This is a genomic window from Streptomyces sp. NPDC016845, from assembly GCF_044332585.1.
Classification (GTDB): domain Bacteria; phylum Actinomycetota; class Actinomycetes; order Streptomycetales; family Streptomycetaceae; genus Streptomyces.
The window spans coordinates 55,610-70,041 of the sequence record NZ_JBIRPI010000020.1; the positions used below are offsets into that span (position 1 = coordinate 55,610).

Consider the following 14,432-nt stretch of genomic DNA (forward strand, 5'->3'; position numbering starts at 1 on the left):
GACCACCGTCCATGCACCCCCACACCTCTGGGAGAAACATATGCGCCACCGCATCATCCTTCCGCTGGCGTTGACGGCCCTGCTGCTCACCGGCTGCTCCGGTGGCGACGACGAGCCGGCATCGAGGGCTGCCTCGGCCACGGCCTCGGCCGGCACGGTGCAGCAGGCCAGGGGCGAATCCGGCAAGCCCGCCGACAACCCGGTGGCACAGCGTTACGTCGACGCCGTGGCGAACGAGGACGTCGACGCGCTCGCCGCCGCTTTCCACGAGAACGCCGTCCTCAACGAACCCGGGCGGACCTTCCGCGGCCGCGACGCGATCAAGGAGTGGGCCGCCGCGGAGGTCATAGGCGGCCGTCTGACGGTCCTGGACGACACCCCCAAGCCCGACGGCACCACGCTGCTGCTCCGGTTCGCGCACAAGGGAGAGAGCGGGGACGGCTTCCGGGCCACGTACGAGTTCACGGAGCGGGCCGGGCTCATCGGACAGCTCGACCTGGAATACGCCTGATGTGCCGCCCGCCCGTCCCGCAGCCCGAGGGAGCCCGCCATGAGTGACTCCGCCACGCCCGGCAGCCGGTTCGCGCTCGCCGCGCTCGGCCTCGGCTCCTTCGTCGTCGGGACCGCGGAGCTCGTCATCGTCGGAGTGCTGAACGTGATCGCCGACGATCTCGACGTCTCCGCCGGCACCGCCGGTCTCCTCGTCACCGCCTATGCGCTCGGTATCGCCGTGGGCGGGCCGCTGCTGACCGCGCTGACCATGCGGCTGCCCCGGCGCACCGTTCTCCTGCTCGCTCTCGCGGTCTTCGTCGCCGGCAACGTCATCGCCGTCGTCACCGGCGTCTTCGGGCTGCTGTTCGTCGCGCGTGCCGTCTGTGGCGCCCTGCACGGGCTGTTCGTCGGCGCCGCCACGTCCGTGGCCACCGGCCTCGTACCGGCGGACCGCCGTGGCCAGGCCGTGAGCCTGGTGTTCGGCGGCATCTCCGTCGCCACCGTGCTCGGTGTGCCCGTCGGAACCGTCGTCGGACAGGGTCTGGGCTGGCGGGCGACGTTCCTCTGCGTCGTGGGGCTCGGCGTGCTCGCGCTGGTCATCGTCGCGCTCACCGTGCCGCACGTGAGCAGCTCGGACACCGAGAACCTCGGATCCCAGGCCCGGCATGCCTTCGCGCCCCGCGTGCTCGCCATGCTGGCGGCCTATCTGCTGCTCATGGGCTCGCAGTTCGTCGCCTTCACCTACCTGACTCCGTACGTGGAGGACGTCACCGGCATTCCGTCCGGGGCCGTCAGCGCGTTCCTGCTGATCTTCGGTGTCTGCAGCGCCATCGGTACCTTCGGCGGCGGCCGGTTCGCGGACAAGAACGCGTCCGGCACCCTGCTGGCCGGCAACCTCGTGCTGATCGCCGCGCTGGGCGCCCTCTATGTGTACGGCGACAACGCCGTCCTGGCCGGACTCCTCCTGGCCGTCTGGGGGCTGGTGGGCTTCGGCGTGACGTCCTCCCTCCAGCTCCGCGTCATCTCCCTGGCCGGCGAGGGCAAGGATCTCGCCGCCACCCTCGGAGCCTCGGCGGCCAACGCCGGGATCGCCCTGGGAGCGGCCCTGGGCGGCTGGGCCCTGTCCGCCCACGGCGCGGACGCGGTTCCGCTGGTGGCCATGATCGCTCTGGTCGTCGCGCTCCCCGTGGTCTGGGCCACCCGGTTCCTGACTCCGCCGACTCCGCCGGACGACGCTGCCGCGACGCCGGTGACCGGGCCGTCGCAGCCGGCGGACTCCTCCGACGGGCTCGTCGGCACCATTCGCTGACGGCCCGTCAGGAAACTGCACACCTCTTCACCCACAGGAAAGCGAGAACACAGATGACGACCGAGGCATCGCTGTCGGCGGCGGAGCAGAACAAGGCTCTGGTCGACCGCTTCTTCCAGACCTACGCGGCCTACGACCTGGAGACCATGCGCAACGAGATCCTCGCGCCCGACGTGCGGTGGCACATCCCCGGCCGGCACCCGCTCTCCGGCACCCACGAGGGCGTCGACGAGGTGATCGCCTTCTTCGACCGGCTGGGCAGCGCCGGCTTCAAGGCGGACCGCATCTACTTCGGCGCCGACGACAACCACGTGGTCGACGTGCACCGGGGCTGGAGCGAACTCGGCGACGGCAACGACATCGACATGACCTGGGTCCTGCTCTGGCGCATCGAGAACGGCCGGGTCGTCGAGGCCACCAACTTCGCCCAGGACCAGGCGGGCGCGGACACGTTCTTCCATCACGCCTTCCGCCTGGCGCCCGTGTCGCAGCGGCTGGCCTGATCCACCCACACACCACGGAGGCACTGCAGACATGGACACACAGCGCACCCGAAAGGTGCTGGAGGAGTGGTTCGCGGCGATCGGCCGGGGCGACTTCGACCACGTCCTGACGACGCTCTCGCCCTCCATCGTCTTCGAACTGCCGAAGGACGAATGGAACTCGGTCATCGACTACCTCGGCGAACACGTCGGCCGTGACGCGGTCGCCGAGGCGTTCCGCGTCAGGGGCGAGACGACCGAGGTCGTCAGTTACGAGCTGCGGGAGCTCGTGGCCGAGGGAGCGGTGGCGTACGCCCGCGTCTACACGAAGGCCTTCCACACCCGGACGAAGGTCCCCTTCGAGATCGAGGACAGCCACCGCCTCGAACTCGACGACCAGGGGCGGATCGTCCGCTGGAAGGTGTACTTCGACCCCGCCGGTGAGGTCGCCGCGTTCAAGGCGGACCTCGACGAGCGCCTGCTGGGGGCGGTCCTGCGCCGTGACCTGCCCGAGGTGCAACGGCTCCTGAAGGACGGGGCGGACCCCGACCACCGGGACCCCGCGTCCGGTCTCACGGCCCTGCAGGCGGCCGCCGGGGTCGGAGCGGCCGGGATCGTGCGCGAGCTGATCGCGGCCGGAGGCGACGTGTTCACCACGGACAGCCGGGCGGGCGGCACCGCCCTGCACAAGGCGGTTCAGGGCGGTGACCTGGAGACCGTGCGCGTGCTGGTGGAGGCAGGGGCGTTCGTGGACGCGGTCGCCGCGACCACGGGACACACCCCGCTGATGGACGCGCTCTGGTACAAGTGGCCCGCCGTCGCCGGATACCTGCTCTCGGCCGACGCGGGCCTGGGGCTCTCCACCCACTACGGCTTCTCGATGCGCGAGCACTTCGAGTACGAGCTGAACGTCAACACGCGCGGCAAGGAGCAGTTGCTGGAGGCCGAGCGGCTGCTCAAGGAACGCACCGCGCACGACGAGTCGGAGGCGGCCGAGCAGCGGCTCATGGCGGCGGTCACCAAGGGCGACCTCGCCGCCGTGCGGACGGAGCTGAGCAGCGGCGCGGAGGTGGACCGTCGCTTCCCCGTCGTCACCGGGTTCAACGACGCGCACACCCCGCTGCTCGTCGCGAGCCGGGACGGACACACCGACATCGTCCGCGCGCTGCTCGCGGCCGGCGCCGACGTGAACGCCGTCGAACCGACCTTCGGCGCGGTGCCGCTGCACAAGGCGGTCTACAACGGCCACGCCGACATCACCGCCCTGCTCGTCGAGGCACCGGGGATCGACCTGGATTTCCAGGGCGCGACCAACGGCTACACACCGCTGCACGACGCGCTGTGGCACGGCTACGAGGACTGCGCGCGCGTGCTGACAGCCGCCGGGGCGCGCACCGATCTGCTCGGCCACGACGGCAGGTCGCCGCACGACATCGCCGTCGCCACCTTCGGCGCCGAGCACCCGCTGGCCCGGGAGCTCGCGCGGGAGAGCTGACGCACCGCGTCCGCCCACCGCTGTCCCGGGTGGCCGAGGGACCCGCTCGCCCGGGGCCGTCGGCCACCCGTTTTCCGTCTGCCGTCCGCACCACGGCGAACCCGAACGGAGCATCATGTCCTCTCTCCCCTCTCCGGAAGAAGCGGCAGGGGCCGAACCGTCCTCCGCGCCGCTCGCCGGCCGCGTCGCGGTGATCACCGGAGCCTCCGGCGGCATCGGCGCCGCGGCCGCCCGCCGACTGGCCCGGGAAGGTGCGGCGGTGGCCCTCCTGGCCCGGCGGCCCGGCGCGGTCGAGGCCGTCGCGAAGGAGGTCACGGCGGCGGGCGGCACGGCGCTGGCCCTCGTCTGCGACGTGGCCTCCCCGGAGGAGCTCGCCGAGGCGGCTCGCAGCACCGGCCGGCAGCTGGGCACACCCGACCTCCTGGTCAACAACGCCGGGGTGATGCACGCCGCACCCCTCGTCGAGCGGCGGTTCGAGGAGTGGCGGGCCATGGTGGACACCAACATCCTCGGCGTCCTGAACACCACCGCGGCGTTCCTCCCGGGCCTGATCGAGGCCGCGCGGGCCGGACGTACGACGGACATCGTCAACGTGTCGTCCATCGCGGGCACCTCGATGTTCGCCCCGGGCTACGCCGCCTACAACGCCTCCAAGGCCGCCGTGAGCGCCATCTCCACGACGCTCCGCGCGGAACTCCTCGAACACCGCACCCGGGTCACCGACCTGCGGCCGGGACTCGCCTCCACCGACGTCGGCCGCCATCTCCCGCAGGACGTGGTCGACCGCCTGCACACCGAGCACCGGGCCCTCTGCCCCGAGGAGATCGCCGACGTGATCGCCTACGTCGCCGCGCAGCCGGGCCACCTCACGGTGCCCTCACTCGTGGTCGCGCCGCTGACCCAGTAGCGCTGTCCGTCCTGCCCGCCCCCCACCGTGCCCTTTCCCTCGGAACCCTTCGGACCTGCTCGAAAGGGCGCAGAAAGACGAGAAACCCCATGGCACTTGACCCATCGGCCCACACCACAGGCACACCGCCCGGTGCCGGATCCGCGGACCCGGCCTCCGCGGCGCCGCGCCGGGCGGACTCCGGGCAACGGCACCGGGGCGCGCTGATCCTGCTTTCCGCCGCCCTCGCGCTCGACGTGAGCGGCGTGGCCGTCATCAACTCCGCCCTGCCCGCGATCGGTGCCCGCTTCGACGCCTCCGGCACCACCCTCCAGTGGGCCATGACCGCGTACGCGATCACCTTCGCCGGTGTCCTGCTGCTCGGCGGCCGGGCCGCGGACATCATCGGACGCAGGCGGATCTTCGCCCTGGGGGTGGCCCTGTTCGCCGTCGCGTCGCTGGGGGCCGCCCTGGCGCCGGCCCTGCCCGTACTGATCGCCGCCCGCGCGCTCCAGGGCGTGGGGGCCGCGCTGTCGGGCCCGGCGTCGCTGGCCATGCTCGGTCAGATCTTCCCGGAGGGCCCGCGGCGCAACCGAGCTCTCGCGGTGTACGCGGCGACGGGGGCGAGCAGTTTCAGCGCCGGTCTCATCGCCGGTGGCGTGCTCACCGATCTGTTCGGCTGGCGTTCGGTCTTCGTCGTCAGTGTCGTGGCGAGTGCGGCGGTACTCGTCCCGGTACGGATGCTGCTGCCCAAGGACACCCCGCGGCGCAGCTCGCTGGACCTGCCCGGTGCGCTGCTCGTCACCGTGGGCCTCGCGTTCCTGGTGTACGGCGTCACCAGCGGCAGCGATCACGGCTGGGCGCGGCCGCGGACACTGGTGGCGCTCGTCCTCGCACTGGCTGCCCTGGCCGGCTTCGTCCTGCGCGAGCGCAGTGCGAAGGACCCGCTGCTGCCGCTGCAGATCTTCCGCGGCAACCCGGTCAAGGCCGCGACGGTGACCGGCGCCGCCTACTACACCGGCGTGAGCGGGCTGCTCTTCTTCGCGCCCCTGTACATGCAGGACATGCAGGGCTACTCGCCGTTCGAGTCGTCTCTCGCGGTGGTTCCCATGGGGCTGATCGTGATCGTCAGCTCTCAGGTCACCGGACGGTTCATCACCCCTGCCCTCTACAAGAAGCTCATGGCGGCGAGTCTCGTGCTGATCGGCGCCGGTGTCGCCCTGTGGGCGCTGACTCCGCAGGACGGCACGTACTGGACGGACATGCTGCCCGGCATCGCGGTCATGAGTGTGGGCCAGGGAATCGGGTTCGGGGCGATGACGTCCGCCACCCTGGAGGGCCTTCCGGCGCACCGGCACGGTGTGGCGGGCGCCGTGAACGTGACGGCGCAGCAGGTGGGCAGCAGCGTCGGCGTGGCGGTCCTGGTCGCCGTCGCCGCCGCGGCCGGCGGCGACGGAGCGGCGGGGCGGCTCGCGGGCTTCCACGCCGGTTACCTGGCCGCCGCCGCCGTCTGTGTGCTGAGCGCGGTGCTCGTCCTGGCCCTGCGCTTCCCGGACCTCGCGCAGGACGCTCCGGCGGCCGACGGCCCCCCGCACAGCTGACCCGTCCTCGACCACGCAGCAGGCCACCCGCACGGGTGGCCTGCTCTGCTGTCGGCCGGCGGCCGCGGACTCACCGGCGCGCCGGGCTCTTCCGCGCGAGCTCGGTCCCCGGTTCCACGGCCGCCGGCACCGCGCGCCGCCGGTTCCCCGGTGCCGGCAGCCACTGTGCCAGCGGCTCCATGAAACGGGCCGCGGGCGGGCCCAGGACGACGAGCAGCAGGACGTAGGCCGTGGCGAAGGAGCCGAGGGTGGGATCGACCCCCGAGGAGACCCCGAGCCCGGCGATCACGATGGAGAACTCGCCGCGGGCGACGAGCGCGCCGCCCGCCCGCCACCGGCCCCGCGTACCGACACCGGCCCGTCGCGCCGCCCAGTAGCCCGTGGCCACCTTGGTCGCGGCGGTCACCACGACCAGCACGAGGGCGGGCAGCAGCACCGGAGGGATGGTCGCGGGGTCCGTGTTCAGGCCGAAGAAGACGAAGAACACCGCGGCGAACAGGTCGCGCAGCGGCATCAGCACATGGTGGGTGTGTTCGGCGACCTCGCCGGAGAGGGCGATGCCGACCAGGAAGGCGCCCACCGCCGCCGAGATCTGCAGCTGCTGCGCGACCCCGGCCACGAGCAGCGTCGTGCCGAGGACCACGAGCAGCAGCTTCTCGGGGTCGTCACTGGAGACGAAACGGGAGATGACCCGCCCGTAGCGCACCGCGGCGAGCAGCACGACGCCGACCGCGGCAAGGGCGACGGCCAGGGTCGCGCTGCCGGCCAGCAGTCCCGAACCGGCGAGCAGCGCGGTCAGTATCGGCAGGTACACGGCCATCGCCAGGTCCTCGAGGACGAGGATGCTGAGCACGACGGGCGTCTCCCGGTTGCCGAGCCGCCCCAGATCGCCGAGCACCTTCGCGATGACCCCGGACGAGGAGACCCAGGTGACGCCCGCGAGGACCACGGCGGCCACCGGCCCCCAGCCGAGCAGCAGCGCCGCGGCGGCTCCGGGGAGCGCGTTGAGCAGGAAGTCGACGCCGCCCGCGGGGGCGTGGGTCTTGAGGTGGCCGACCAGGTCCGCCGCCGTGTACTCCAGGCCCAGCATGAGGAGCAGCAGGACGACCCCGATCTCGGCGCCGACCTCGATGAACTCCTCGCTGCCGCCCAGCGGGACGATGCCGCCCGCGCCGAAGAGCAGGCCCGCCAGCAGGTAGAGCGGAACGGGCGAGAACTTGAGGCGTACGGCGAACCGGCCGAGCAGGCCGAGGGCCAGCACGATCGCGCCGAACTCGATCAGGAAGACCGCGGAGTGCATGTGATCAGCCCCGCTCGAGGATCTCGTGGGCGCCGTCCACGCCTTCCCGGGTGCCGATGACGATCACGGTGTCGCCCCCGTGCAGCCGGAAGTCGGGGCCGGGCGAGGGGACGGCGTGGGAGCGGCGCATGACGGCGACGACGGAGGCCCCGGTGTCGGTACGCATCCTGGTCTCCCCCAGGGTGCGCCCGTTCCAGTACGAGGTTCCGGTGATGGTGATCTGCTCGGCCAGGAGCCCGAAGTCGCTGGTGTGCAGCAGATTGGGGCTGTTGTGCCCGGGCAGCAGGGCGTCGGCGAGGGACAGTGCCTCCGCGGCGGTCAGCGGCAGCGAGAGGCCGCAGGAGTCCGGGTCGTCGTCGTGATGCACGTTCAGGGTGCGCTTGCTGTCCCGGTGGGCGATCACCGACAGCGTGTCGTGCCGCCGGGTCGTGAGCTCGTACTGCACCCCTATGCCGGGCAGCGGGGTGGTCCTCAGGCGGGGAGCGGGCATCGTCTCTCCTCAAGACTGCGTCATTGCTTGCGGAACCACACGCCGCCCAGCGGCGGCAGGGTCACGCGCGCGCAGGCCGGCAGGGACTGCCGGGGTTCGGGGACGGCGTGGACGGGTCCGGGGTTGGTGGCGCCGGAGCCTCCGTACCGGGTCGCGTCCGTGTTGAGCACCTCGGTCCACGGGCCCGCCTCGGGCAGTGCCAGGACGAAGTCGCGCCGGATCGTGGGCTGGAAGTTGAAGACGCAGACCAGCGACTCACCGCCCTCTCCGTGGCGTACGAAGGAGTAGATGTTGTCCTCGGCGGCGTCCGCGTCGATCCAGCGGAAACCCTCCGGTTCGGTGTCGAGGCTCCACAGCGCGGGGTCGTCGAGGTAGCCGCGGTTGAGGTCGCGCACCAGCTCGCGCACGGCCGCGTGCGAGCTGCGGCGAAGGACGGACCAGTCCGGGCCGCGTTCGTGGGACCACTCGGTGTCCTGGGCGAACTCCTGCCCCATGAAGAGGAGTTGTTTGCCGGGGAAGGCCCACATGAAGGAGAGGTAGGCACGCAGGTTGGCGAGCTGCTGCCAGCGGTCGCCGGGCATCTTCGTCAGCAGCGAACCCTTGCCGTGCACCACTTCGTCGTGGCTGATCGGCAGGGTGTGGTTCTCCGCGTAGGCGTACACCATCGGGAACGTCATCAAGTGGTGGTGGTACTGGCGGTGCACCGGGTCCTCGGCCATGTACGACAGCGAGTCGTGCATCCAGCCCATGTTCCACTTCAGGGCGAAGCCGAGGCCGCCGAGGTCGGTGCGGCGGGTGACGCCGTCCCACGCCGTGGACTCCTCCGCGATGGTCACCACCCCGGGGCAGCGGCGGACCACCGTGGCGTTCGTCTCCTGGAGGAACTCGACCGCCTCCAGGTTCTCGCGGCCGCCGTACACGTTCGGCAGCCAGGCGCCGTCGGCGCGCGAGTAGTCGAGGTAGAGCATGGAGGCGACGGCGTCGACGCGCAGGCCGTCGATGTGGAACTCCTCGCACCAGTACACCGCGTTGGCGACGAGGAAGTTGCGTACCTCGGCCCGCCCGTGGTCGAAGACGAGCGTGCCCCAGTCGGGGTGTTCGCCGCGGCGCGGATCGGGGTGTTCGTACAGCGCGGTCCCGTCGAAGCGCGCGAGGGCCCAGTCGTCCTTGGGGAAGTGGGCGGGGACCCAGTCCACGATGACGCCGATGCCGGCCCGGTGCAGCGCGTCGACCAGGGCCCGGAAGTCGTCGGGGCTGCCGAGGCCCGCCGCCGGGGCGTAGTAGGACGACACCTGGTAGCCCCACGAGCCTCCGAACGGGTGCTCCGCCACCGGCATGAACTCGACGTGCGTGAAGCCCAGCGCCTTGACGTAGGCGGGGAGTTCCGCCGCCAGGCCGCGGTAGTCGAGGCCCGGCCGCCACGATCCCAGGTGCACCTCGTAGACGCTCATGGCGGAGCGGTCCACGGTGCGTTCGCCGCGCCGCGCCATCCAGGCGTCGTCGCTCCAGGTGTGGCGGGAGCGGAAGACGCGGGAGGCGGTGCCCGGTGCCTGCTCGGCCGAGGTGGCGAGCGGGTCCGCCTTCTGGGTCCAGCGGCCGTCCGGGGTGGCGATCTCGTACTTGTACCGGCAGCCTTCCTCGACGCCGGGGACGAACAGCTCCCACACCCCGCAGGCGCCGAGCGAGCGCATCGGGTGTGCTCTGCCGTCCCAGTGGTTGAAGTCGCCGACGAGCCGCACGGCGCGGGCGTTCGGCGCCCACACGGCGAAGGCCACCCCGGCCACCGGGCCCCAGCCGGACTCGTGCGCGCAGACCCGGGCCCCGAGCACCCGCCACAGCTGCTCGTGCCGGCCCTCGCGGATCAGGTGCAGGTCGAGTTCGCCGAGGGTGGGCGGAAAGCGGTAGGGGTCGTCGTAGTCGTACGCATCGGTGCCGTAGCGGACCCGCACCCGGTAGTCGGGCACGGCCGGGCCCGGCAGGCGGCCCGCGAAGACACCCTCGCCCTCGTGCGCGAGCCCGGTCAGCGGCTCGCCCGACGGCGTGGTCAGCCACACCTGGTCGGCGAGCGGCCGCAGCACCCGTACGGTCACGCCCTCGGCGGCCGGGTGCGGGCCGAGCAGGGCGTGCGGGTCGCTGAACTCTCCGGTGGTGAGCCGCTTGAGGCGGGTGGCGGGCAGGGCCGAGGGGCGCTGTGCGGTGGTCACGACTGCGATGTCCCGTCCGTGAGTATGTGGGCCACTCGATACCGGGGATCGAGGCGTACGTAGTTGTCGCGGCCCCAGCGGTACTCCTCGCCCGACAGGGCGTCGCGCACCGCGAAGGTCTCCGAGCGCTCGACGCCGAGGGCGGGCAGGTCGAGGGTGACCGTCGCCTCGCGTGTCTCGTGCGGGTCGAGGTTGAGCACCACGAGGACCCAGTCGCCTGTGGCGGTCCGTTTGGAGTAGCAGGTCACCGCGTCGTTGTCGGTGCGGTGGAAGCGGAGGTTGCGCAGTCGGCGGAGGGCCGGATGGGCGCGCCGGATGTCGTTGAGCGCGCGGATCAGCGGGGCCAGGGAGTCGCCCGCGTCCTGCGCGCCGGCCCAGTCGCGGGGGCGCAGCTGGTACTTCTCGGAGTCCAGGTACTCCTCGCTGCCGGGCCCCGTCGGTACGTTCTCGTACAGCTCGTACCCGGCGTACACCCCCCAGGCCGGACCGGCTGTCGCGGCGAGTACGGCACGCGCGGCGAAGGCCGCTCTGCCGCCGTACTGGAGGTAGGCGTTGAGGATGTCGGGGGTGTTCACGAAGAGGTTGGGCCGCAGGTAGGCGGCGCTCTCCTCGCCGCCGAGGCCGGCCAGTTCGGAGAGGTAGCTCTCCACCTCGTCCTTGGAGTTGCGCCACGTGAAGTACGTGTACGACTGGTGGAATCCCACGCGGGCCAGGGCGTGCAGCATGGCCGGGCGGGTGAACGCCTCGGCGAGGAAGAGCACGTCGGGGTCGCCCTCGTGCACCGCGGCGATCAGCCGTTCCCAGAAGGCGACGGGTTTGGTGTGCGGATTGTCGACGCGGAAGATCCGTACGCCGTGGTCCATCCAGTGCCGCAGCACGCGCAGGCACTCCGTGTGCAGTCCGTCCGGATCGGTGTCGAAGTCGATCGGGTAGATGTCCTGGTACTTCTTCGGCGGGTTCTCGGCGTACGCGACGGAGCCGTCGGGGCGGTGGTGGAACCACTCGGGGTGCTCGGTGACCCAGGGGTGGTCCGGGGAGCACTGGAGGGCGAAGTCGAGGGCGACCTCGAGGCCGAGTTCGGCGGCGCGCGCGACGAAGTGGTCGAAGTCCTCGATGGTGCCGAGTTCGGGGTGGACGGCGTCGTGGCCGCCCTCGGCCGACCCGATCGCCCAGGGCGAGCCGGGGTCGTGCGGACCCGCTTCGAGCGTGTTGCCCGCGCCCTTGCGGTGGGTGGTGCCGATCGGATGGACCGGCGGGAGGTAGACCACGTCGAAGCCCATGTCCGCGACGGCCTCGAGGCGTTTGGCCGCCGTCCGCAGCGTGCCCGGCCGCGGGGGCTCGGTGACGCCGTCCACCGTGCGGGCGGGCACGGCCCCTTCGGACCGGGGGAAGAACTCGTACCACGCGCCGTACAGGGCCCGTTCCCGGTCCACCCGCAGCGGCAGTTCCGGGGAGCGGGTGAGCAGTCTGCGGGGCGGGTGGGCGGCGAGCAGGCCGCTCACGGCCGCCGTGGCGGCGGCGAGGCGCTCCTGGGCGTCGCGGCGCGCGTCCGTGAGCAGCGCGGCCGCTTCGGTGAGCCGCGCCGCCTCGGCGGCCGGGACCGTGCCGACCGCCTCCTTGAGGAGCGACGCGCCCTCGGTCAGGACCAGTTCGGCGTCGGTCCCGGCCGGGACCTTGATCTCGGCGGTGTGGAGCCAGGTCGCCCAGGGGTCGCTCCACGCCTCCACCCGGTAGGTCCAGTCGCCTTCCGCCGCGGCGCTGACCCACGCGGTCCAGCGGTCCGTCCCGGGGGCCACGAGACGCATCGGGATCAGGTCGCCCGCCCGGCCGTGGGGGTCGGTGAGGACGACACCGGCGCCGACCGCGTCGTGTCCTTCCCGGAAGACGGTGGCCGAGACGGCGAACTCCTCGCCGGGTACGGCGCGGGCGGGGCTGCGGCCCCCCGCTCCGTCGTCGATCCGCGGCGCCACGTCCACGATGGGGATGCGGCCCACACGTGGTTCGGCGGCCGGGCGCGTCGCGTCGCGCTGCATGGGCTTGCCCTCCATGGTGCTCGGGTCCGGTGAGTGGTGCGGGCGGCTTAGCCGGCCGGTGGCCGGGTCAGCGCCGGATCGCGGTGGTGCCGTTGCTGACCTCGGAGATGATCCGGCGGTAACCGGAGACCAGCGGGTGGTGCGGGTAGGCCGTGGAGAACACCCGCTCCCCGGCGAGCCGCACCATTTCCGGTGCGTAGGGCAGCACCGTGGTGACGCGGGTGTCGTAGGCGCTCTCCACCTCGCCGAGCAGCCGGTCGTCCACGGCGCCGTCGGGGGCCATGTTCACGGCGATGCTCAGGGCGCCGAACCCGAGCCGGCTCGCCAGGGCCGTGGTCTCCCTGGCGCCCGCGAGGTCGAGGCGGTCGGCCCGGGTCACGACGACGAGCGCGTCCGAACTCGCCATCGCGGTCACGGTCTCGTTGTTGAAACCGGCGTGCGTGTCGAGCAGCAGCACGTCGAGTGCCAGCGTGTCGATGAGCCGGTCGAAGCCCTCGCGCAGCAGGCCGACGTCGTAGCCGCGGCCCATGATCTCGTTGACGCCGGTGGCCTGGCTCCTGGCCGGGACCAGGAAGAACCCGTCGTGGCCGACGCTGTGGTCGACGGCGTACGCCGCCTCCTCGATCTCGCAGCGGCCGATGAGGTAGTCGGTCAGCGACCGCTTCGCGGGGAGCGCGACATCACCGAACATCACGTCGAGGGCCGGCGTCTGGATGTCGGTGTCCACCAGGGCGACCCGCAGGCCCGAGGAGGCCAGCAGCAGCCCGAGGTTGGCGGTCGTGCTGGATTTGCCGGTGCCCCCTCGGTAGGAGTGCACCGTGATGATCTGCGACATGTTCTCCACCTGACGGTTTGCGGGGGTCGGCGGTCGGGCCGGTGCGCGGTCAGTCGGCGGCTCCGGCCGGTGCCTGCCAGTGGACGGCCAGCATGGTGATGTCGTCGGACTGTTCGGCCTGGCCGACGAACGCGCTGAGCGCGCCGTCCATGTGGTCGAGCAGTTCCTCGCCGCGCACCGAGGCCTCGGTCAGCTGCTCGACGAGGAGGTCCTCGCCGAAGAAGTGGCCGCTCTCCGACCGCGCCTCGGTGACCCCGTCCGTGTAGATGAAGAGCGTGTCCCCGGGGCTGATCTGCGTGTATCCCAGGGAGAAGGTGCAGTCCGGCATGACGCCGACGACCGGGCCCGTGGGCTGGAGGAGTACCGGTTCGGCGCCGCTTCCGCTGACCAGCACGGGGGGGTTGTGTCCGCCGTTGATGTAGACGAGGTTGCCGGTCACCGGGTCGAGGACGCCGAAGAACATGGTGGCGAAGTAGCCCTGCTTGATGTGGTTGCGGGTCAGGTAGCTGTTGGTGCCCACGACGGCGTTGAGCAGCGGGGTCGCGCCCACGACGGGGATGGCCCGGGTGTGCTCGCCGCCGCCGGGCTCCTCGCCCATGAGGTCCGCCGCGATGAGGTTCTGCAGGCCGCTCTGTTCGGCGGTGTGCCGCAGCAGTGAGCGGATGAGCGCCATGAAGAGGGCCGCGCCGACCCCCTTGTCGCACACGTCGGCGACGACGAGGGCCAGGCGGCGCCGGTTGACCAGTTCGAAGACGTCGTAGAAGTCACCGGCGACGGTCCGCGCGGGCCGGAAACGCACCCGGATGTCCCAGCCGTCCGGGCTGGGCAGGGAGTCCGGCAGGAACCCCAGCTGGATCTCCCTCCCTATCTCCAGCTCCCGTTCGTAGCTGAGGAGTTCGGCGTGGGCGGCGACCTCCTCCATGTTCCGGTTGAGCTCGGCGTGCTGATGGCAGTCCCGCAGCCGCGCCTCCACCAGTACCGGGTGGAAGGGCGGCAGCAGGTAGTCCGAGCCCGCGCGCACATGGCCGTCGAGGAGGTGCAGATCGTGCTCCGCGTACGCCACCACGGTGGGCTGCTGGCCCTCGTCCGCCAGGCGGCGGGCCACCGACTTGACCGTGTGGGGCGCCAGCGTGGCGTTGGCGAGCAGGGCGGTCACCGCCGGCATCCGGCCTGGCGACGCGGCAAGGACTTCGCCCGGTGTACAGATGTGTGCCTCGGCGCCCACGGCGTCGAGGGCCGTGGACAGCCCCGTCGGCACGGACCGCCGCTCATCGAGTATCAGCACTCTCGTCTGCGCCATCTCCG

12 protein-coding genes are annotated in these 14,432 nt (G+C 72.0%); 6 read left to right on the top strand and 6 right to left on the bottom strand.

What is annotated here, in order from left to right; all coding sequences use genetic code 11:
- Window positions 1-40: 40 nt before the first annotated feature.
- The 6 genes from ACH4RC_RS32880 to ACH4RC_RS32905 all read left to right on the top strand — a co-directional run bounded on the left by ACH4RC_RS32880 (window position 41) and on the right by ACH4RC_RS32905 (window position 6,265).
- Complete coding sequence (locus ACH4RC_RS32880; protein WP_398207378.1) at window positions 41-511, top strand: nuclear transport factor 2 family protein; 471 nt, start codon at window positions 41-43, stop codon at window positions 509-511.
- Window positions 512-550: 39 nt separating this feature from the next.
- Window positions 551-1,801 (top strand): MFS transporter, encoded by a 1,251-nt coding sequence (locus tag ACH4RC_RS32885; protein WP_398207380.1) that lies wholly within the window; start codon window positions 551-553, stop codon window positions 1,799-1,801.
- A gap of 53 nt (window positions 1,802-1,854) precedes the next feature.
- Complete coding sequence (locus ACH4RC_RS32890; protein ID WP_398207381.1) at window positions 1,855-2,304, top strand: nuclear transport factor 2 family protein; 450 nt, start codon at window positions 1,855-1,857, stop codon at window positions 2,302-2,304.
- Window positions 2,305-2,335: 31 nt separating this feature from the next.
- Entirely contained in the window at window positions 2,336-3,778 is a 1,443-nt protein-coding gene (locus tag ACH4RC_RS32895) for an ankyrin repeat domain-containing protein (RefSeq protein ID WP_398207383.1), read from the top strand.
- A 115-nt stretch (window positions 3,779-3,893) separates the two neighbouring features.
- The gene (locus tag ACH4RC_RS32900; protein ID WP_398207385.1) at window positions 3,894-4,685 is read left to right on the top strand and encodes an SDR family oxidoreductase; all 792 of its coding nucleotides are present in this window, start codon (window positions 3,894-3,896) and stop codon (window positions 4,683-4,685) included.
- 89 nt (window positions 4,686-4,774) lie between these two features.
- The gene (locus ACH4RC_RS32905) at window positions 4,775-6,265 is read left to right on the top strand and encodes an MFS transporter (RefSeq protein ID WP_398207387.1); all 1,491 of its coding nucleotides are present in this window, start codon (window positions 4,775-4,777) and stop codon (window positions 6,263-6,265) included.
- A gap of 70 nt (window positions 6,266-6,335) precedes the next feature.
- Here ACH4RC_RS32905 and ACH4RC_RS32910 read toward each other — a convergent pair whose 3' ends face one another.
- The 6 genes from ACH4RC_RS32910 to ACH4RC_RS32935 all read right to left on the bottom strand — a co-directional run bounded on the left by ACH4RC_RS32910 (window position 6,336) and on the right by ACH4RC_RS32935 (window position 14,427).
- A complete protein-coding gene (locus ACH4RC_RS32910) occupies window positions 6,336-7,565 on the bottom strand; it encodes a cation:proton antiporter (RefSeq protein WP_398207389.1) in 1,230 nt (409 codons plus the stop codon).
- 4 nt (window positions 7,566-7,569) lie between these two features.
- Window positions 7,570-8,055: a cation:proton antiporter regulatory subunit gene (locus ACH4RC_RS32915; RefSeq protein ID WP_398207391.1), complete on the bottom strand. Its 486-nt coding sequence runs from the start codon at window positions 8,053-8,055 to the stop codon at window positions 7,570-7,572.
- 20 nt (window positions 8,056-8,075) lie between these two features.
- Window positions 8,076-10,259, bottom strand: coding sequence for a 1,4-alpha-glucan branching protein GlgB (glgB, locus tag ACH4RC_RS32920; RefSeq protein WP_398207393.1), 2,184 nt, complete (start codon window positions 10,257-10,259; stop codon window positions 8,076-8,078).
- Window positions 10,256-12,292 carry a maltotransferase domain-containing protein gene (locus ACH4RC_RS32925; RefSeq protein ID WP_398207395.1) on the bottom strand — a complete coding sequence of 679 codons (2,037 nt, stop codon included), beginning with the start codon at window positions 12,290-12,292 and terminating at the stop codon, window positions 10,256-10,258. The genes glgB and ACH4RC_RS32925 overlap by 4 nt, the downstream gene beginning before the upstream one ends.
- Window positions 12,293-12,359: 67 nt before the next feature.
- On the bottom strand, window positions 12,360-13,127 hold the full coding sequence (locus tag ACH4RC_RS32930) for a P-loop NTPase (protein ID WP_398207396.1): 768 nt from the start codon (window positions 13,125-13,127) through the stop codon (window positions 12,360-12,362).
- 49 nt (window positions 13,128-13,176) lie between these two features.
- Window positions 13,177-14,427: a PP2C family protein-serine/threonine phosphatase gene (locus ACH4RC_RS32935; protein WP_398207398.1), complete on the bottom strand. Its 1,251-nt coding sequence runs from the start codon at window positions 14,425-14,427 to the stop codon at window positions 13,177-13,179.
- Window positions 14,428-14,432: the final 5 nt, after the last annotated feature.